The organism is Pseudomonas sp. IT-P260, assembly GCF_949768395.1.
Lineage (GTDB): Bacteria > Pseudomonadota > Gammaproteobacteria > Pseudomonadales > Pseudomonadaceae > Aquipseudomonas > Aquipseudomonas parakoreensis.
In genome coordinates this window covers 263,564-281,954 of record NZ_CATKPO010000042.1, presented here as the reverse complement: position 1 = coordinate 281,954, position 18,391 = coordinate 263,564, and the positions used below count along the sequence as shown (strand labels likewise).

At 61.3% G+C, this 18,391-nt stretch carries 19 protein-coding genes; 17 read left to right on the top strand and 2 right to left on the bottom strand.

Going from position 1 to position 18,391, the window contains the following annotated elements; all coding sequences use genetic code 11:
• The 11 genes from ACM6HV_RS24190 to ACM6HV_RS24140 all read left to right on the top strand — a co-directional run bounded on the left by ACM6HV_RS24190 (position 1) and on the right by ACM6HV_RS24140 (position 9,102).
• Positions 1-636 carry a MotA/TolQ/ExbB proton channel family protein gene (locus ACM6HV_RS24190; protein ID WP_003227083.1) on the top strand — a complete coding sequence of 212 codons (636 nt, stop codon included), beginning with the start codon at positions 1-3 and terminating at the stop codon, positions 634-636.
• Positions 633-1,061 carry an ExbD/TolR family protein gene (locus tag ACM6HV_RS24185; RefSeq protein WP_027612340.1) on the top strand — a complete coding sequence of 143 codons (429 nt, stop codon included), beginning with the start codon at positions 633-635 and terminating at the stop codon, positions 1,059-1,061. Before ACM6HV_RS24190 ends, ACM6HV_RS24185 begins: the two co-directional genes overlap by 4 nt.
• Positions 1,061-2,071 carry a tetraacyldisaccharide 4'-kinase gene (gene lpxK / locus ACM6HV_RS24180; RefSeq protein ID WP_414905466.1) on the top strand — a complete coding sequence of 337 codons (1,011 nt, stop codon included), beginning with the start codon at positions 1,061-1,063 and terminating at the stop codon, positions 2,069-2,071. The genes ACM6HV_RS24185 and lpxK overlap by 1 nt, the downstream gene beginning before the upstream one ends.
• Before the next feature lie 21 nt (positions 2,072-2,092).
• Entirely contained in the window at positions 2,093-2,278 is a 186-nt protein-coding gene (locus tag ACM6HV_RS24175; protein ID WP_003174668.1) for a Trm112 family protein, read from the top strand.
• On the top strand, positions 2,275-3,039 hold the full coding sequence (gene kdsB, locus ACM6HV_RS24170; protein ID WP_145594299.1) for a 3-deoxy-manno-octulosonate cytidylyltransferase: 765 nt from the start codon (positions 2,275-2,277) through the stop codon (positions 3,037-3,039). The genes ACM6HV_RS24175 and kdsB overlap by 4 nt, the downstream gene beginning before the upstream one ends.
• The gene (locus tag ACM6HV_RS24165; protein ID WP_041069125.1) at positions 3,039-3,503 is read left to right on the top strand and encodes a low molecular weight protein-tyrosine-phosphatase; all 465 of its coding nucleotides are present in this window, start codon (positions 3,039-3,041) and stop codon (positions 3,501-3,503) included. The genes kdsB and ACM6HV_RS24165 overlap by 1 nt, the downstream gene beginning before the upstream one ends.
• Positions 3,500-4,519 carry a UDP-N-acetylmuramate dehydrogenase gene (murB, locus tag ACM6HV_RS24160; protein WP_414905465.1) on the top strand — a complete coding sequence of 340 codons (1,020 nt, stop codon included), beginning with the start codon at positions 3,500-3,502 and terminating at the stop codon, positions 4,517-4,519. The genes ACM6HV_RS24165 and murB overlap by 4 nt, the downstream gene beginning before the upstream one ends.
• 227 nt (positions 4,520-4,746) lie before the next feature.
• Entirely contained in the window at positions 4,747-5,217 is a 471-nt protein-coding gene (locus ACM6HV_RS24155) for a (2Fe-2S)-binding protein (RefSeq protein WP_145594289.1), read from the top strand.
• The gene (locus ACM6HV_RS24150; RefSeq protein ID WP_414905464.1) at positions 5,214-7,535 is read left to right on the top strand and encodes a molybdopterin cofactor-binding domain-containing protein; all 2,322 of its coding nucleotides are present in this window, start codon (positions 5,214-5,216) and stop codon (positions 7,533-7,535) included. Before ACM6HV_RS24155 ends, ACM6HV_RS24150 begins: the two co-directional genes overlap by 4 nt.
• The gene (locus ACM6HV_RS24145) at positions 7,535-8,515 is read left to right on the top strand and encodes an XdhC family protein (protein ID WP_414905463.1); all 981 of its coding nucleotides are present in this window, start codon (positions 7,535-7,537) and stop codon (positions 8,513-8,515) included. The genes ACM6HV_RS24150 and ACM6HV_RS24145 overlap by 1 nt, the downstream gene beginning before the upstream one ends.
• Positions 8,512-9,102 carry a nucleotidyltransferase family protein gene (locus tag ACM6HV_RS24140; RefSeq protein ID WP_414905462.1) on the top strand — a complete coding sequence of 197 codons (591 nt, stop codon included), beginning with the start codon at positions 8,512-8,514 and terminating at the stop codon, positions 9,100-9,102. Before ACM6HV_RS24145 ends, ACM6HV_RS24140 begins: the two co-directional genes overlap by 4 nt.
• Before the next feature lie 147 nt (positions 9,103-9,249).
• On the opposite strand, the gene rne is transcribed toward ACM6HV_RS24140, so the two are convergent.
• A complete protein-coding gene (gene rne / locus ACM6HV_RS24135) occupies positions 9,250-12,480 on the bottom strand; it encodes a ribonuclease E (RefSeq protein WP_414905461.1) in 3,231 nt (1,076 codons plus the stop codon).
• Positions 12,481-13,179: 699 nt separating this feature from the next.
• On the opposite strand from rne, the gene rluC reads away from it, so the two are divergent.
• From rluC to sppA, 3 genes are read left to right on the top strand one after another with little or no spacing between them, the layout of a single operon-like run.
• Positions 13,180-14,142 carry a 23S rRNA pseudouridine(955/2504/2580) synthase RluC gene (rluC, locus tag ACM6HV_RS24130; RefSeq protein ID WP_007950779.1) on the top strand — a complete coding sequence of 321 codons (963 nt, stop codon included), beginning with the start codon at positions 13,180-13,182 and terminating at the stop codon, positions 14,140-14,142.
• The gene (locus tag ACM6HV_RS24125) at positions 14,129-14,791 is read left to right on the top strand and encodes an HAD-IA family hydrolase (RefSeq protein WP_414905460.1); all 663 of its coding nucleotides are present in this window, start codon (positions 14,129-14,131) and stop codon (positions 14,789-14,791) included. The genes rluC and ACM6HV_RS24125 overlap by 14 nt, the downstream gene beginning before the upstream one ends.
• A 24-nt stretch (positions 14,792-14,815) precedes the next feature.
• A complete protein-coding gene (gene sppA, locus ACM6HV_RS24120) occupies positions 14,816-15,805 on the top strand; it encodes a signal peptide peptidase SppA (RefSeq protein ID WP_414905459.1) in 990 nt (329 codons plus the stop codon).
• An 86-nt stretch (positions 15,806-15,891) separates the two neighbouring features.
• On the opposite strand, the gene ACM6HV_RS24115 is transcribed toward sppA, so the two are convergent.
• Positions 15,892-16,470, bottom strand: coding sequence for a Maf family protein (locus ACM6HV_RS24115; RefSeq protein WP_414905458.1), 579 nt, complete (start codon positions 16,468-16,470; stop codon positions 15,892-15,894).
• 105 nt (positions 16,471-16,575) lie between these two features.
• Between ACM6HV_RS24115 and ACM6HV_RS24110 the strand changes: the two genes are divergently transcribed.
• Genes ACM6HV_RS24110 through plsX form a run of 3 tightly spaced genes read left to right on the top strand, consistent with a single transcriptional unit; the run spans position 16,576 to position 18,314 of the window.
• Complete coding sequence (locus tag ACM6HV_RS24110) at positions 16,576-17,103, top strand: YceD family protein (protein ID WP_003204262.1); 528 nt, start codon at positions 16,576-16,578, stop codon at positions 17,101-17,103.
• Positions 17,104-17,116: 13 nt separating this feature from the next.
• A complete protein-coding gene (gene rpmF / locus ACM6HV_RS24105) occupies positions 17,117-17,299 on the top strand; it encodes a 50S ribosomal protein L32 (RefSeq protein WP_003179396.1) in 183 nt (60 codons plus the stop codon).
• Positions 17,300-17,303: 4 nt separating this feature from the next.
• Positions 17,304-18,314, top strand: a complete 1,011-nt coding sequence (gene plsX, locus ACM6HV_RS24100) for a phosphate acyltransferase PlsX (protein WP_080963300.1) — start codon at positions 17,304-17,306, stop codon at positions 18,312-18,314.
• Positions 18,315-18,391 lie beyond the last annotated feature (77 nt).

The window sequence follows — 18,391 nt, the reverse complement described above, 5'->3', positions numbered from 1 at the left end:
GTGTGGGAATTGGTCAAATCCGGCGGCTGGATGATGTTGCCGATCATTCTGAGTTCCATCGCGGCCATGGCGATTGTCGCCGAGCGCCTGTGGACCCTGCGCGCCAGCCGCGTCACCCCCGAGCATCTGCTGGGCCAGGTCTGGGTCTGGATCAAGGACAAGCAGCTCAATAAAGAAAAGCTCAAGGAATTGCGCGCCAACTCGCCGCTGGGTGAAATTCTCGCCGCGGGCCTGGCCAACTCCAAACATGGTCGCGAGATCATGAAGGAATGCATCGAAGAAGCCGCGGCGCGGGTGATTCACGAGCTCGAACGCTACGTCAACGCGCTGGGCACCATTGCTGCCATGTCGCCGTTGCTGGGGCTGTTGGGCACGGTGTTGGGCATGATCGACATTTTCAGCGCTTTCACCGGTTCGGGCATGACTACTAATGCCTCGGTCCTGGCCGGCGGTATTTCCAAGGCGCTGATTACCACGGCGGCGGGCCTGATGGTCGGTATTCCGTCGGTGTTCTTCCACCGTTTCCTGCAGCGCCGCATCGATGAGCTGGTGGTGGGCATGGAGCAGGAAGCGATCAAACTGGTCGAAGTGGTGCAGGGCGACCGTGACGTCGATCTGGCCGGGGACAAAGCGTGAAATTCCGTCGCAAACCCCGGGAAACGATCGACATCAACCTCGCTTCGCTGATCGACGTGGTGTTCATCCTGTTGCTGTTTTTCGTCGTGACCACCACCTTCACCCGCGAAACCCAGCTACGTGTCGATCTGCCGGAATCGGTCAGCGGCTCGCCTGCCGAAGACCAGCAGCTCAAGCAACTGGACGTCGCGATCAGCGCCGAAGGTGTGTTCTCGGTGAACAACAAGATTCTGCCGAAGAATGACCTGGCGACCCTGATGGAAGCCATGCAGAAAGAAGCCAACGGTGACACCAACATGCCGTTGTCGATCAGCGCTGATGGCAAGACCCAACACCAATCGGTGATCACCGCCATGGACGCGGCCGGCAAGCTCGGTTTCAGCCATTTGCGCATGACCACGGTCGAGGCGGCGCCCAAATCCTGATGAGCCTGTCCGATCGTTTGCTCGCCGCGTGGTATCAGGGGCATCCGGCCCTGACGCTGCTGCGGCCGCTGGAAATGCTCTACCGCCGTGTGGTGGTCAACAAGCGTCAGCGCTTTCTCGACGGTGAAGGCCAGATCTATCAGCCACCGGTGCCGTTGATTGTGGTCGGCAACATCACCGTCGGCGGCACCGGCAAGACACCGATGATCCTGTGGCTGATCGAGCATTGCCGCCGTGCCGGCCTGCGCGTCGGCGTGGTCAGTCGCGGTTACGGCGCCAAACCGCCGCAACTGCCGTGGCGGGTCACCGCCGAGCAGAGCGCCGACGTCGCCGGGGATGAACCGCTGTTGATCGTGCAGCGCACCGGCGTGCCGCTGATGATCGACCCTGATCGCAGCGCAGCGGTCAAAGCCTTGCTCGCCAGTGAACCACTGGACCTGATCCTCTCCGACGACGGCATGCAGCATTATCGCTTGGCCCGGGATCTGGAGCTGGTGCTGATCGACGCCGCTCGAGGTTTGGGCAACAAACGTTGCTTGCCGGCAGGCCCGTTGCGCGAGCCGATCGAGCGCCTGCAAAGCGTCGATGGCGTACTGTTCAACGGTGCCACGGCGGATCGTGAAGAGGGTTTCGCTTTTCACCTGCAGCCGACGTCGCTGGTCAATCTGCGCAGCGGCGAGCGCCAGCCGCTGGCGTATTTTGCGCCCGGTCAATCGGTGCACGCGGTGGCCGGGATCGGCAATCCGCAACGTTTCTTCAATACCCTCGAAGCGCTAGACTGGCGGGCAATCCCCCATGCGTTTGCCGACCACGCCGAATACAGCGTGCAGGCCTTGAATTTCACACCGTCATTGCCGTTGGTGATGACCGAGAAGGATGCGGTGAAGTGCCGTGCCTTCGCGGCTGACGACTGGTGGTATCTGGCGGTCGATGCCGTGCCGTCACCGGCCTTCGTGGCCTGGTTCGACACCCAGTTGATGCGCCTGTTGCCCGATCGTCTTTTGCCTTAACTCTTTATCCAGGGAATGTTCATGGACACCAAATTGCTCGACATCCTCGCGTGCCCGATCTGCAAAGGCCCGCTCAAGCTCAGCGCCGACAAGACCGAACTGATCAGCAAGGGCGCCGGTCTGGCCTATCCGATCCGCGACGGCATCCCGGTGATGCTCGAAAGCGAAGCGCGCACCCTGACCACCGACGAGCGTCTGGATAAATGACCACTGCTTTCACCGTTGTCATCCCGTCGCGTTACGCCTCGACCCGCCTGCCGGGCAAACCGCTGCTGGACATCGCCGGCAAGCCGATGATCCAGCATGTCTGGGAGCAGGCGAGCAAAAGCAGCGCCAGCCGTGTGGTGGTCGCGACCGACGATGCGCGCATTGTCGAGGCCTGCAAGGCGTTCGGCGCTGAAGTGGTGCTGACCCGCGAAGATCACAACTCCGGCACCGATCGGCTGGCGGAAGTCGCCGCCAAACTGGACCTTGCGCCGGACGCGATCGTGGTCAACGTGCAGGGTGATGAGCCGCTGATCCCGCCAAGTGTGATCGATCAGGTCGCGGCCAATCTCGCGGCCCACACCGTAGCGCGCATGGCCACCCTGGCCGAGCCGATCGAAGACGTCGAAACCCTGTTCAACCCCAACGTAGTCAAGGTCGTCAGCGACATTAACGGTCTGGCGCTGACCTTCAGTCGCGCCACCTTGCCGTGGGCCCGCGATGCTTTCGCCAAGAGCCGCGACGTGTTGCCGGAAGGCGTGCCGTACCGTCGCCACATCGGCATTTATGCCTACCGCGCTGGTTTTCTTCAGGACTTTGTGAGCTGGGGGCCGTGCTGGCTGGAAAACACTGAATCGCTGGAACAACTGCGTGCTCTGTGGCATGGCGTGCGGATTCATGTGGCCGATGCGTTGATCGCGCCGCCAACCGGGGTCGACACCGTTGAAGACCTCGAGCGCGTTCGTCGCCTGCTGGAGGCCTGATGCGCGTTCTGTTCGTGTGCCTGGGCAACATCTGCCGTTCGCCCACCGCTGAAGGCGTGTTGCGCCACAAACTGCGCGCAGCGGGGCTGGCGGATCAGGTCGAAGTGGCCTCCGCCGGCACCGGTGACTGGCACGTCGGCAATCCGCCGGACAAACGCAGCCAGGCCGCAGCCAAAGTGCGCGGTTATGACCTGTCGGCGCAACGCGCGCAGCAGGTCAGCCGTGCCGATTTCGCCAGTTACGACCTGATTCTGGCCATGGACCACAGCAACCTGCGCAACCTCAAGGCCCTGCAGCCGTCCACTGGCAAGGCTGAACTCGATCTGTTTTTGCGGCGTTACGCCGGTGTGGTCGATGAAGTGCCGGATCCGTACTACGACGGCGATCAGGGCTTCGAGCAGGTGCTGGACCTGATCGAAGCGGCGTGTGACCAACTGTTGATCGAAGTGAAGGGCCGGTTATGAGTTTGCAGCTTCAATCACAGGTTTCGCTGAAACCGTTCAACAGTTTTGGCGTCGACGTTCGCGCGCAGTTGTTCGCCGAGGCGCACAGCGACGCCGACGTCCGCGAAGCGCTGGCCTACGCGACTGCCCATGACGTGCCGTTGCTGGTGATCGGCGGCGGCAGCAACCTGCTGCTGACGGCAGATATTCCGGCGCTGGTGCTGCGCATGGCGACCCGAGGCATTCGGCTGATCAGTGACGACGGCAACCGTGTAGTGATCGAAGCCGAAGCCGGCGAGCCGTGGCATCCGTTCGTGCAGCACACGCTGGTGCAGGGTTTTTCCGGTCTGGAAAACCTCAGCCTGATCCCCGGCACTGTTGGCGCGGCGCCGATGCAGAACATCGGCGCCTACGGCGTCGAGATCAAGGATGTGTTCGCCGGGTTGACCGCGCTGGACCGCCAGACCGGCGAACTGCGCGACTTCAGCCTGGAGGAGTGCAACTTCGCCTACCGCGACAGTCTGTTCAAGCAGCAGCCGGGACGTTGGCTGATCCTGCGGGTGCGCTTCAAGCTTGATCGTGTCGCGCATCTGCATTTGGAATACGGCCCGGTGCGTCAGCGCCTGACCGAGCAGGGCATTGAGCAACCGACGCCGAGCGACGTCAGCCGCGCAATCTGCAGTATCCGCAGCGAAAAACTGCCGGATCCAGCGGTGCTCGGCAATGCCGGCAGTTTCTTCAAGAATCCACTGGTGTCGGCCGCACTGGTCGAGCAGATCAAGGCGCAACACCCGGATCTGGTGGCCTATGCACAGCCGGACGGGCAGGTGAAACTGGCGGCCGGTTGGCTGATTGAGCGCGCCGGTTGGAAAGGTTTTCGCGAAGCTGATGCCGGCGTGCATAAATTGCAGGCGCTGGTGCTGGTCAACTACGGCACCGCCACCGGCCTGCAATTGCTGGAGCTGGCGCAACGCATCCAGAAAGATATTGCCGAACGTTTCAATGTCGAACTGGAAATGGAGCCGAATCGTTATTGAGGCTACGCTTCAAGTCGGTATCCAAAGCCCTGCACTGAGCGAAAGTGCAGGGCTTTTTTGTTAACGGTGAGTTAACTTAGCCAGCTAACGATAACCGTCATTTGCTCCACCAAAGGCCCGGTGCAGACGTTCGCGTCGGCACAAGAGAGCCCATTAGCCTGAGTCGATCTGCGTGAATCACCGCCAGTTCTGCTCGACCCCATAACCACTAATATGCGGGCGTGCCCATGATTACCCTGAAACTAAACGGTCAAGACCATTCCCTCGATGTCACGGAAGACATGCCGCTGTTGTGGGCTATTCGTGATGTCGCCGGTTACAACGGCACCAAATTCGGCTGCGGCATGGGCCTGTGCGGTGCCTGCACCATTCATATCGACGGCTTGCCGGCGCGCAGTTGCATCACGCCGATCGGCTCGGTGATCGGGCAGAACGTCAGCACCATCGATAACCTGCACGCCGATCCGGTTGGGCAAGTCGTTCAGCAAGCCTGGCTCGACAGCGCTGTGGCGCAATGTGGTTTCTGCCAGGGCGGGCAGATCATGTCTGCCACCGCATTGCTCAAGACCAACCCTAATCCGAGCGATGAGCAAATCGAAGAGGCAATGGTCGGCAACATTTGCCGGTGTGGCACGTATAACCGGATCAAGACCGCGATCCGTCAGGCCTCGACTCACTTGAAGGAGGCCAAGGCATGAGCCGCTTGCCGAATGATTTCGCCCTGAGCAATCTCAGCCGCCGCGGTTTTCTCAAAGGCGTCGGCGCCACGGGCGCATTGGTGCTGGCCGCGAGCTGGGGCTGGCAGGATGCATTGGCTGAAGACGCGCCGAAGAAGTTTGGCGCTGATGGCATGCCCAACGGCTGGATCGACGATCCCAAGGTTTACGTGAGCATTGCCGCAGACGGCACGGTCACCGTGGTCTGCAACCGTTCGGAAATGGGCCAGGGTGTGCGCACCAGCCTGACCATGGTGGTCGCCGATGAACTGGACGCCGATTGGGCCAAGGTCAAAGTGCAGCAGGCGCCGGGCGATGAAGTGCGGTTCGGCAACCAGGACACTGACGGTTCACGCAGCATGCGTCACTGGTATGAACCGATGCGCCGTTGCGGCGCGGCGGCCCGGGCCATGCTGGAACAGGCAGCGGCTGCGCAGTGGCAGGTGCCGGTGGGCGAGTGCCGTGCGCAGTTGCACAAAGTGCTGCACACACCGTCCGGCCGCGAGCTGGGTTACGGCGAACTTGCCGCCGCAGCCAGTGCGCTGGCGGTGCCGGCCCGTGACAGCCTGCGCCTCAAGCAGCCGTCAGAGTTCCGCTACATCGGCAAGGAAGGCACCAAAGCCATCGACGGTGCCGACATTGTTAACGGGCGCGCGGTGTATGGCGCCGACGTGCATTTCGACGGCATGGTCTACGCGACCATCGCCCGTCCGGCGGTGTACGGCGGCAAGGTCAAGTCGCTGGATGACAGCGCCGCGCTGAAGGTTCCGGGTGTGCTGAAGGTCATGCAGATCGAAAGCCGTCCGCTGCCGTCGGAATTCCAGCCGCTGGGCGGCGTTGCGGTGATTGCCAGCAATACCTGGGCGGCGATCAAGGGGCGCGAGGCGCTGAAGATCCAATGGGACGACGGCCCCAACGCCAGTTACGACTCGATCGCTTACCGCAAAGCGCTGGAAGCGGCGTCGCGCAAACCCGGCAAAGTGGTGCGCAATACCGGTGATATCGACAAGGCACTGAGCGGCGCTGCCAGTAGCCTCGAAGCCTCCTACTATTTGCCGCATCTGGCGCAGGCACCGATGGAGCCGATGGTCGCCATCGCTCGCTACGACAAAGGTGTGTGTGAAGCATGGGCGCCGAGCCAGGCGCCGCAGGTGACTCGCGAGCGCATCGCCGAGCGCCTGGGGCTGCCGTTCGACAATGTCACCTTCAACGTCACGCTGCTGGGCGGCGGTTTCGGCCGTAAATCCAAGCCGGATTTCGTCGTCGAAGCGGCGATCCTTGCCAAGGAGTTCCCCGGTAAAGCCGTGCGAGTGCAATGGACCCGCGAAGATGACATCCATAACTCGTATTTCCACACAGTGTCCGCCGAGTATTTGAAGGCGGCTGTCGGCAAGGACGGCATGCCGTCCGGCTGGCTGCACCGTACCGTGGCGCCGAGCATTACCGCGCTGTTTGCGCCGGGCATGAACCATGAGGCGGCGTTCGAACTGGGCATGGGCTTTACCAACATGGCCTACGCGATTCCCAACGTGCGTCTGGAAAACCCCGAAGCCACTGTGCATACCCGCGTCGGCTGGTATCGCTCGGTGTCGAACATTCCTCACGGGTTTGCGATTCAGAGTTTTGTCGATGAACTGGCGCACAAGGCCGGCGTCGATCCACTCAAATATCAGATCAAGTTGCTCGGCCCGGATCGGCAGATCGATCCGCGCACCCTGAGCGAGGAGTGGAACTACGGCGAATCCCCCGAGCGCTACCCGATCGACACCGGACGCATGCGCACGGTACTGGAAACTGCGGCCAAGGCTGCCGGTTGGGGACGTCAGTTGCCCAAGGGCCGTGGTCTGGGTCTGGCGGTGCATTACAGCTTCGTCACCTATGTGGCGGCGGTGATCGAAGTCGAGGTCAAGGACGACGGTACGCTGATCGTGCACAAGGCTGACATCGCCGTCGATTGCGGGCCGCAGATCAACCCGGAACGCATCCGCTCGCAGTTCGAAGGCGCTTGTGTGATGGGCCTGGGCAACGCGGTGCTGGGTGAAATCAGCTTCAAGGACGGCAAGGTCCAGCAGGACAACTTCCATATGTACGAAGTGGCGCGCATGTCGCTGGCGCCGAAAGAAGTTGCGGTGCATCTGGTGACGCCGCCGGGTGACGTGCCGTTGGGTGGTGTCGGTGAACCCGGCGTGCCACCGATTGCGCCGGCGCTGTGTAACGCCATCTTCGCTGCAACCGGCCAGCGCATCCGCAACCTGCCGGTGCGTTATCAGTTGCAGGGTTGGCAGAAGGCGCAAGCGTGATGGACAGCGCCGATCTCAACGTTCTGCGCAGCGTGCTCGAATGGCGCCGCGCCGGGCAGCGAGTGGTGCTGTTCAGCGTGGTGCAAACCTGGGGCACCGCGCCCCGGGCGCCGGGTGCGATGCTCGCGTTGCGCGAGGACGGCGTGGTGATTGGCTCGGTGTCCGGCGGTTGTGTCGAGGATGACTTGATCGCCCGTCTGCACGACGGGCGCATCGCCAGCGACGGCCCACCGGTGCAGCTGATTACCTATGGCGTCACCCGCGAGGAGGCGGCGCGTTTCGGCTTGCCCTGTGGCGGCACGCTGCGCCTGACCGAGGAGCGGGTCGCTGATCCGGCGTGGGTCGCCGAGTTGCTGGCGCGTTGTGAAAGCCATGAGATTGTCGCCCGTGAGCTGAACATCGAAACCGGTGAAGTGGTGCTATCAGCGGCGAGCAAATCCGATGTGCTGGCATTCGACGGCAAGACCCTGCGCGCCATTTATGGCCCGCGCTGGCGTCTGCTGTTGATCGGTGCCGGGCAGCTGTCGCGCTACGTGGCGGACATGGCCCGGCTGCTGGATTTCGAAGTGCTGATTTGCGATCCGCGTGCCGAGTTCGTCTACGGTTGGGAAGAGCATCACGGGCGCTTTGTTCCGGGCATGCCGGATGACGCTGTACTAAGCATTCAGACGGACGAACGCACAGCCATTGTCGCGCTGACCCACGACCCACGTCTGGATGATATGGCGTTGCTTACGGCGCTCGATTCGCCGGCCTTCTATGTCGGTGCACTCGGCTCTCGGGTCAACAGTCAGAAACGCCGGGACAATCTGGCTCAGCTAGGCTTGTCAGAATCAGCCATTGCGCGATTGCATGGGCCGATCGGTCTGCACATCGGCAGTCATTCGCCAGCGGAGATTGCCCTGTCGTTGTTGGCGGAGATTGTGGCGATCAAGAACGGCGTCGAGTTGAAACAGAAGAAAGTCGTGGAGGGCGCATGAGTCGATCCATCGCAGTGATTGTGCTGGCGGCGGGCGAGGGCAGTCGCTTTCGTCAGGTTGCCGGTGCCGACAAGGACAAGTTGCTGGCCGATTGCACCGGACGCGACGGTGCGGTGCGTTCGGTGATCGAGCAGGTGTTGCTGAATCTGCCGGCCAATCTCGACAAGCGGGTGCTGGTGACCACTGAAGTACGGCCGCAGGCGATGCGCATGGCGCAGGCCTATGGTTGTGAGGTGGTCTCGATTGAATCGAGCGGGATGGGGGACAGCATTGCGGCGGGGGTTGCCGCCTGCCCCGAGGCGGATGGCTGGCTGATCGTGTTGGGGGATATGCCGTTTATCTTGCCATCGAGTATTGAGCGGGTGGTGGCGACGATGGCCGATGACGCTGTGAGCGTACCGGTACAGGACGGCGAGTTTGGCCATCCGGTGGGTTTCGGGCGTTCATACGGGGCGGGGTTGCAGGCGCTGACCGGTGATCGCGGTGCCAGGCCGTTGTTCAAGCAGGGGCGGGTGGTGGAAGTGGCAGTGGATGATCCCGGGGTGTTGTGGGATATCGATGTGCCAGAAGCGTTGGTGTTCAAATAAAGCCAGATCAAAAAATCGCAGCCTTCGGCAGCTCCTACAGGAGACCTATGTAGGAGCTGCCGAAGGCTGCGATCTTTTGATCTTCTAAATGGAAAAAAAAGCCCCGCCAGGTTTTCACCCGGCGGGGCTTTTTATCGGCTTTCGGAATCAGACGAGCGGTTTAGGCTCGTTTTCTTTTTCCTCGGCCGCTTGGTGATGCTCGACCGCGTCCTGAACGGAGCGTGGTGCTTCGGCGATCACCGACTCAACCACGGCCTCTTCAGTCACCGCAGCAACTTCGACCACTTCAGCAGCCGGAGCAGCAGCGGCAGCCAGTTCGGCTTCCTTCTGCAGGCGCTCGGCTTCACGCTTGCGGCGACGCACTTCACGTGGGTCGTTCGGTGCACGGCCGTTTGGCGTCAGGGCGCTGACCGGCGTGGCCTCAACCACTGGAGCAGGCTCTTCGGCCACCACAGGTGCTTCGACCGGTGCTTCAACGACTGGCGCTGGAGCAGGTGCAGCGGCTTCAACCACTGGCGCGGCAGCCTTGGCTTCTTCAACCACCGGGGCTTCAACGACTGGCGCTGGCGTTTCAGCGACGGCAGGCTCGGCAACCCAGTTGAACGCGGTCTGTTCTTCGCGAACTTCACGCACGGTTTCGGTCACGGTTTCAGCGACGGTTTCAGCAACCGGCTCTGCGGCCACGACTGGCGCCTCAGCGGCGGGTTCTGCAGCGGCTGCAACCTGAGGCAGTGTTTCTTGAACCGGTGCCACTTCGACTTCCGGAGCAGCAACCACTTCCACCGGGGTAGTGGCCTCAACAACCGGCGCTTCCACTGGAGCGGTTTCCTGAACAGCGGCGGTAGCGCGTTCGGCTTGCTCGTGAGCCTGTGCCTCGGCCGGAGCGCTGATCACGCTGCTGGCAACAGCGGCGGTGACGGCCAGGCCGGCAGCCAGATCGGCAGCGCTTGGAGCAGCGGCGTTTTCGCCGGACTCGGATTCTTCCGAACCTTCGATCACGTTGCCGTTGGCATCACGCTGACGCTCGCGACGATTGCTGCGACGGCGCTGACCACGGGAGCGACGACGTGGACGATCGCCTTCGGCGTTGTCCTGACCGTCTTCCGGCAGTTGCTCTTCGTTGGTGTTCACTTCTTCTTCAGCGACGGCAGCAGCGGCCTGCTCGGCGCGCGGTTGACGCTCTTCACGCGGCGGACGCGGTGCGCGTTCTTCGCGTGGCTGACGGGCCGGACGCTCTTCTGCGACCACGGCGGCAGTGGCAGCCGCTACGGGTGCAGCCGGAGCGGCGTCCAGAGGCTCGCGCAGTTCACGCACGCGCTCTTCACGCTCGCCACGTGGCTTGCGGTCTTCACGTGGAGCACGTGGCGCACGTTCTTCACGTGGAGCGCGTGGAGCACGTTCTTCGCGAGCGGCTGGCGCCTCGCTGCGGGCTTCACGTGGCTCGCGGACTTCACGGGCTTCACGTGGCTGACGCTCTTCACGCGGCTCGCGTGGGGCGCGTTCTTCACGCGGTGCACGTTCTTCGCGCGGCTTGCGCTCTTCATCGCGGCGACCGTTACGGTTGCGGCTCTGCTGACGACCGTTGCGACGCTCTTCGTTGCGGGCCGGACGCTCGGTGGCCGGTTTTTCAACGACGACCGGAGCGGCTGGCTCTTCTTTGGTAGCGAACAGGCTGACCAGCGATTTCACCAGACCCTTGAACAGGCTTGGCTCTGGCGCGGCAACCGGAGCCGGCGCGGGGGCTGGTGCGGCGACTTCGGTTGGCACTGGCGCGTTGGCGCGGGCCGGAGCTGTCTTGACCGCAGCTTCCTGGCGAACCAGGGTGCGGGTCGCAGCGGCTGGCTGGACTTCTTCGACTTCGGCAGCGGCAGCAGCGATTTCGTAGCTGGACTGGTTGGTCGCAGCTTCCGGGCTGTCGTCACGCAGGCGCTGAACTTCGAAGTGCGGGGTTTCGAGGTGGTCGTTCGGCAGAATGACGATACGGGCACGGGTGCGCAGTTCGATCTTGGTGATCGAGTTGCGTTTTTCGTTGAGCAGGAACGCGGCAACCGGGATCGGCACCTGAGCGCGCACTTCGGCAGTGCGGTCTTTCAGGGCTTCTTCTTCGATCAGGCGCAGGATTGCCAGCGACAGCGATTCGACGTCACGGATGATGCCGGTGCCGTTGCAGCGCGGGCAGACGATGCCGCTGCTTTCGCCCAGGGATGGACGCAGGCGCTGACGGGACATTTCCAGCAGGCCGAAGCGCGAAATGCGGCCGATCTGCACGCGAGCGCGGTCGGCTTCCAGGCATTCGCGGACTTTCTCTTCCACGGCGCGCTGGTTCTTGGCTGGGGTCATGTCGATGAAGTCGATGACGATCAGGCCGCCGATGTCGCGCAGGCGCAACTGACGGGCGATTTCTTCGGCGGCTTCAAGGTTGGTCTGCAGTGCGGTTTCTTCGATGTCGCTGCCTTTGGTGGCGCGCGCCGAGTTGATGTCGATGGACACCAGGGCCTCGGTCGGATCGATAACGATGGAACCGCCGGAAGGCAGTTCGACGACGCGCTGGAAAGCGGTCTCGATCTGGCTTTCGATCTGGAAACGGTTGAACAGCGGCACGCTGTCTTCGTACAGCTTGATCTTGCTGGCGTACTGCGGCATCACCTGGCGGATGAAGGTCAGGGCTTCGTCCTGGGCTTCAACGCTGTCGATCAGCACTTCGCCGATGTCCTGGCGCAGGTAATCGCGGATGGCGCGGATGATCACGTTGCTTTCCTGGTAGATCAGGAATGGCGCGGAGCGATCCAGCGAGGCTTCTTTGATGGCGGTCCACAGTTGCAGCAGGTAATCGAGGTCCCACTGCATTTCTTCGCTGCTGCGGCCCAGGCCGGCAGTGCGCACGATCAGACCCATGTCGGCCGGTGCAACCAGACCGTTCAGCGCTTCACGCAGTTCGTTGCGTTCTTCGCCTTCGATGCGACGGGAGATACCGCCGGCACGCGGGTTGTTCGGCATCAGCACGAGGTAACGACCGGCCAGGCTGATGAAGGTGGTCAGGGCGGCGCCCTTGTTGCCACGTTCTTCTTTCTCGACCTGAACGATGACTTCCTGGCCTTCGCTCAGGACGTCCTTGATGTTGACGCGGCCTTCAGGGGCTTTCTTGAAGTATTCGCGGGAGATTTCTTTGAGGGGCAGGAAGCCGTGGCGCTCGGAGCCGAAATCGACAAAGGCAGCCTCAAGGCTTGGTTCGATGCGAGTGATACGGCCTTTGTAGATGTTGGCCTTCTTCTGCTCGCGTGCACCGGATTCGATGTCCAGGTCGTAGAGGCGTTGGCCATCTACCAGTGCAACACGCAACTCTTCGGGTTGAGTTGCGTTAATCAGCATTCTTTTCATGTAGTACCGTCGGTTTCCGGGCTGCCGGAAACGGCGTTCGGCACACACGACTTCTCACGGTCGGTGTCAGGTGCGTCGGGAGTGGTTGGCCATTCCCGTGTCCAGCGATGTCAGGCCAATTGGGCCGATATCGCGACGTACGCGTCCTGCTTGCTGTGGCTACTTAAGCACTCAGTCAGGAGGAGGAATCAACCAGCGGCTGTGGACGAGATGAAGCGTCTTGATAAAGCCTATTGCTACACAGTCCGGCGGTTGTGCATCTCCACCCTACACGTATCCCTGATAATTCGGGTGCTGCCGCGCGCAGAATCCGCAGCGGGTTGGCATTTACCGTGAGCTCCGAAAGGGGAGGTCACGCATCATGGCTAATTCAGGCGATGTTTCCGAAGCCTTCGCTCGGGGTCATCTGCAGCTGACTGCACTTTGTGAACTGGCCTTGAATATGTGCCTGTCAGGCGAGTGAAAACTCTGCTCGACGGTGTAATTCAGGCCTCATGTCACCTGCGCTTGTTACAACTGCAAACTCCACCGTTACGTAGCGAAAGCCCCGTAGGACGGCCTCGCGTCCTGGTGAATTGCGTTGGTCAGGGCCGGTTTTTGACCGTGGTTCCGCTGTCCAGGCCGCTTTTGGCGGCGTTCGCGACTATAGCAGCAATGATTAAGTGCTTCAATTCCATAAAAATTGTTATCATCCGCGGCATGACAACTACTGCCCCTTCGACTCCAGGCGTTCAACTGCTTGAAGTCTCGCCGGAGTATGCCGGCCAACGAATCGACAATTTCCTCCTTGCCCGGCTCAAAGGCGTGCCCAAGACCTTGATTTACCGCATTTTGCGTAAAGGCGAAGTGCGTGTGAACAAGGGGCGGATCAAGCCCGAATACAAGCTGCAGGCCGGCGATATCGTGCGCGTGCCGCCGGTTCGCGTGCCTGAGCGCGACGAGCCGGTGCCATTGGCTCAAGGCCTGTTGCAGCGTCTGGAAGCCTCGATTGTCTACGAAGACAAAGCCCTGATCGTGATCAACAAGCCCGCCGGCATTGCGGTTCACGGCGGCAGCGGCTTGAATTACGGGGTGATCGAAGCCTTTCGTCAGTTGCGTCCCGATGCCAAGGAGCTGGAGCTGGTTCATCGTCTCGACCGTGACACTTCCGGCCTGCTGATGATCGCCAAGAAGCGCAGCATGCTGCGTCACTTGCACGCGGCATTGCGTGGCGATGGTGTCGACAAGCGTTACATGGCGCTGGTTCGCGGCAATTGGGCGACCTCGATCAAGCAAGTCCGCGCGGCACTGGGTAAAAGCAACCTGCGCTCCGGGGAGCGCATGGTCGAGGTCGACGAGGAGGAGGGCAAGGAGTCGGTGACCGTGTTCAAGGTCCTGCGCCGCTTTGGCGACTTTGCCACCCTGATCGAAGCCAAGCCGATCACCGGGCGCACCCACCAGATCCGCGTCCACACGTTGCACGCCGGGCATTGCATTGCCGGCGACACCAAGTACGGCGATGACGGTTTCAGCAAGGAAATCCGTGATCTGGGCGGCAAGCGCCTGTTTCTGCACGCCTACATGCTGACCGTGCCGCTGCCCGATGGCGGTGAACTCAAGCTGCAAGCCCCAGTGGATGAAATGTGGGCCAAGACCGTGGAGCGATTGAGTGCGCCCATCTGATTACAACTTGCTGATTTTCGATTGGGACGGCACCCTCGCCGATTCCATTGGTCGGATTGTCGAGGCGATGCATTCGGCGTCCACGCGCTCCGGTTTCGAGTTGCGCGATGATTTTGCCGTCAAGGGCATCATCGGTCTGGGCTTGCCCGAGGCGATCCGTACCTTGTACCCGGACATCAGCGATGCCGAAATGACCTTGTTTCGCGAGTATTACGCCGATCATTACATTGCGGCAGAAGCCGTGCCTTCGCCGCTGTTCGAGGGTGTGGTCGAGTCGATGGCGTCGTTTCGCGAGCAGGGCTATCACCTGGCGGTCGCGACCGGCAAGAATCGTCGCGGACTGGACCGGGTACTCAAGGCCAATGGCTGGGAAGATTATTTCGATATCACCCGCGCCGCCGACGAGACCGCGAGCAAGCCGCATCCGTTGATGCTCGAGCAGATTCTCGCGCATTGTCGCGTGCGGCCCGAGCAGGCGCTGATGGTCGGCGATTCGTCCTTCGATCTGCTGATGGCGCGCAACGCGGGCATGGCGTCGGTGGCGGTCAGCTATGGCGCGCAGTCGATCGAGTCGCTGCAGCAGTTCGAGCCGCGCCTGTCGATTGACCGTTTTAGTGAATTGCACGCCTGGCTGGGGCAGCAGGCTTAATACGTTTTTGCTGGGGTACAGCGCATGACCGACGAATGGAAAGCACCGGCCAAGGCAAGTGCCGACGACGGTGACGAGAAAAGCTGGAAGCTGCTGGAAAAGACTTTGCTGGCCAGTGTGCAGGAGCAGCGTCGCTCACGGCGTTGGGGGATTTTCTTCAAGCTGCTGACGTTTGTTTATCTGTTTGTTGCGCTGATCCTGTTCACGCCGCTGATGGACATGGAAAAGAGCGCCACCCGTGGCTCGAATTACACCGCGCTGATCGACGTCACCGGCATGATTGCCGACAAGGAGCCTGCCAGTGCCGACAATATTGTCGGCAGCTTGCGTGCCGCCTTCGAAGACAAGAAGGTCAAGGGTGTCATTCTGCGGATCAACAGTCCTGGCGGCAGTCCGGTGCAGTCGGGGTATGTGTATGACGAGATCAAGCGTCTGCGCGGCCTGCATCCGGATACCAAGGTGTACGCGGTGATTTCCGATCTCGGTGCGTCCGGTGCCTATTACATCGCCAGTGCGGCGGATCAGATCTATGCCGACAAGGCCAGTCTGGTCGGCTCCATCGGTGTAACGGCGGCCGGTTACGGTTTTGTCGGCACCATGGACAAGCTGGGCGTCGAGCGTCGCACCTATACGTCAGGTGAGCACAAGTCGTTCCTCGATCCGTTCCAGCCGCAGAAGCCTGATGAGACTGCGTTCTGGCAGACCGTGCTGGACACCACGCACAAGCAGTTCATCAATAGCGTCAAGCAGGGTCGTGGCGATCGTCTGAAGGACAAGGAGCATCCGGAGCTGTTCTCCGGGCTGGTCTGGTCTGGCGAGCAGGCGCTGCCGCTGGGCCTGATCGATGGTTTGGGGAATGCCAGTTCGGTGGCGCGGGACGTGATTGGCGAGAAAGAGCTGGTGGACTTCACGGTTCAGGAATCGCCATTCGACCGCTTCTCGAAAAAGCTCGGTGCCAGTGTCGCTGAGCAGTTGGCGATGTGGATGGGGTTTCACGGGCCTTCGTTGCGCTGATTCGTTGTAAAGATCAAAAGATCGCAGCCTGCGGGAGCTCCTACAGAGATCAATGTAGGGGCTGCCGCAGGCTGCGATCTTTTGCTTTAAGGGATTTGCACGCCTTCGGCCAGCAACATGTCGATCAGGCGAATCAGTGGCAGGCCGATCAGGCTGGTGGCGTCAGATCCTTCGGTGGACTGAAACAGGCTCACGCCCAGACCTTCGGCCTTGAAGCTGCCGGCGCAGTCGTAAGGCCGCTCCAGGCGCAGGTAGCGCTCGATGCGCGCTTCGTCGAGCTGGCGCATGTGCACGGTAAATGGCACGCAGTCGACCTGGCAGTGGCCGGTCTGGCTGTTGAGCAGGGCCAGGCCGGTGAGGAAGGTCACGCTGGCGCCGCTGGCGGCCAGCAGTTGCTCACGAGCCTTGTCGAAGGTGTGTGGCTTGCCGATGATCCGTTCGCCGAGCACTGCAACCTGGTCTGAGCCGATAATCAGATGAGCGGGGTAGCTGGCGGCCAGTGCCCGGGCTTTCTGTTCGGCGAGGCGCTTGACCAGTTCGATGGCGGATTCGCCCGGCTGGTGGCTTTCGTCGATATCCGGCGAGCTGCAGACGAACGGCAGGTGCAGGCGGGCGAGCAATTCACGGCGATAAGTCGAGCTCGAAGCAAGTAATAAAGGCAGCATTGACGTCTCCTGAGGCAGGCGCGAATTCTAGCGGAGGCACGCAAGTGACGGACAGGGCACAATTTCCTTTGACATGGGTGGGGGCATCCCTATAATGCTGCGCCTATGTTGAATGACCCGATTCCACCTCACGTTGACCCGCGCAAATTGGCTGACCGTGGCACCACCCTTCAAGGTGAACTGCTGCTGGCCGATTTGAAGAGACTCTGCGACCCGCTTTCCGACGATGTCGGTACGGTGCAGGCCAAATTCGTTTTTGAACGAGATGAACGTAAATCTGTGGTGATCCACAGCTTTATCGACACCGAAGTCAAAATGGTTTGCCAGCGTTGTCTTGAGCTGGTCACCCTGCCGATCCACAGCGAATGCAGTTACGCTGTTGTGAAGGAGGGTGCGAATACCCAGTCGTTACCGAAAGGTTATGACGTGCTGGAACTGGGCGAAGATCCATTGGATCTGCAGTCACTGATCGAGGAGGAGCTTCTGCTCGCCTTGCCCATTGTGCCTGCTCATCATCCGGAAGAATGCCAGCAGCCGGCGGGAGCAGATGAGCCCGAACCGAGCGAGGACGAGGTAACGCGGTCCAACCCGTTCAGTGTATTGGCGCAGTTAAAGCGTGACCCAAACGTTTAGGAGTTAATCAATTATGGCTGTTCAGCAGAACAAAAAATCCCGCTCTGCCCGTGACATGCGCCGTTCGCACGACGCTCTCGAGGCTAGCACCCTGTCTGTAGAAAAAACCACTGGTGAAGTTCACCTGCGTCACCACGTATCGCCAGAAGGCGTATACCGTGGCCGTAAAGTGATCGACAAGGGCGCTGACGAGTAATCACTTGTCCGCTCAAGTCATCGCGATTGACGCAATGGGCGGGGACTTCGGTCCCCGCAGCATTGTTCAGGCCAGCCTTGCTTGCCTTTCTGCTACGCCCTCGCTGCACCTGACCCTCGTCGGTCAACCCTCCCTACTTGAAGAACTGATCAACGGCCAATCGGCTGCCGATCGCGCGCGCCTGACGATTGTCCCGGCGTCTGAAGTCATCACCATGGACGAAAAGCCGACCCAGGCCTTGCGTGGCAAGCCGGATTCGTCGATGCGTGTCGCCCTGGAGCTGGTGCGTGACGGCAAGGCCCAGGCCTGTGTCAGCGCCGGCAATACCGGGGCGTTGATGGCGTTGTCGCGTTTCGTGCTCAAGACCTTGCCGGGGATTGATCGGCCGGCGATGGTGGCGGCGATTCCGACGCAGAAGGGGTACTGCCAGCTGCTCGATCTGGGCGCCAACGTCGATTGCAGCGCCGAACACTTGTTGCAGTTCGCGGTGATGGGCTCGGTGGCGGCGCAGACGCTGGGCATCGCCCGGCCGCGTGTCGCGTTGCTGAATATTGGCACCGAAGACATTAAGGGTAATCAGCAGGTCAAATTGGCGGCGACTTTGTTGCAGGCGGCGCGCGGCATCAACTATATCGGCTTTGTCGAGGGCGATGGTTTGTATCGCGGCGAGGCGGATGTGGTGGTCTGTGACGGTTTTGTCGGCAATATCCTGCTCAAGTCCAGCGAAGGCCTGGCGACGATGATCGCCGCGCGCATCGAGGCCTTGTTCAGGAAAAACTTCGCTTCCCGCGTAGTAGGTGCTCTGGCCCTGCCATTGATGAAACGTCTGCAAGCGGATCTCGCGCCTGCGCGACATAACGGCGCAAGCTTCCTCGGCTTGCAGGGCATCGTGGTGAAAAGTCACGGTTCGGCCGGGGTTCAGGGCTTTCAGAGTGCGATTCAGCGCGCGCTGATCGAGATTCAGGAGAACCTCCCCGAGCGCCTCCACGGTCGTCTGGAGGATTTGTTGTCTTAGGCGTTTTCGTCGGACAATGCTTAAATGTGACCGCCCGGTTCAAAGGGCCATCCAACTGTCAGTTTCTTGCGTCCCCC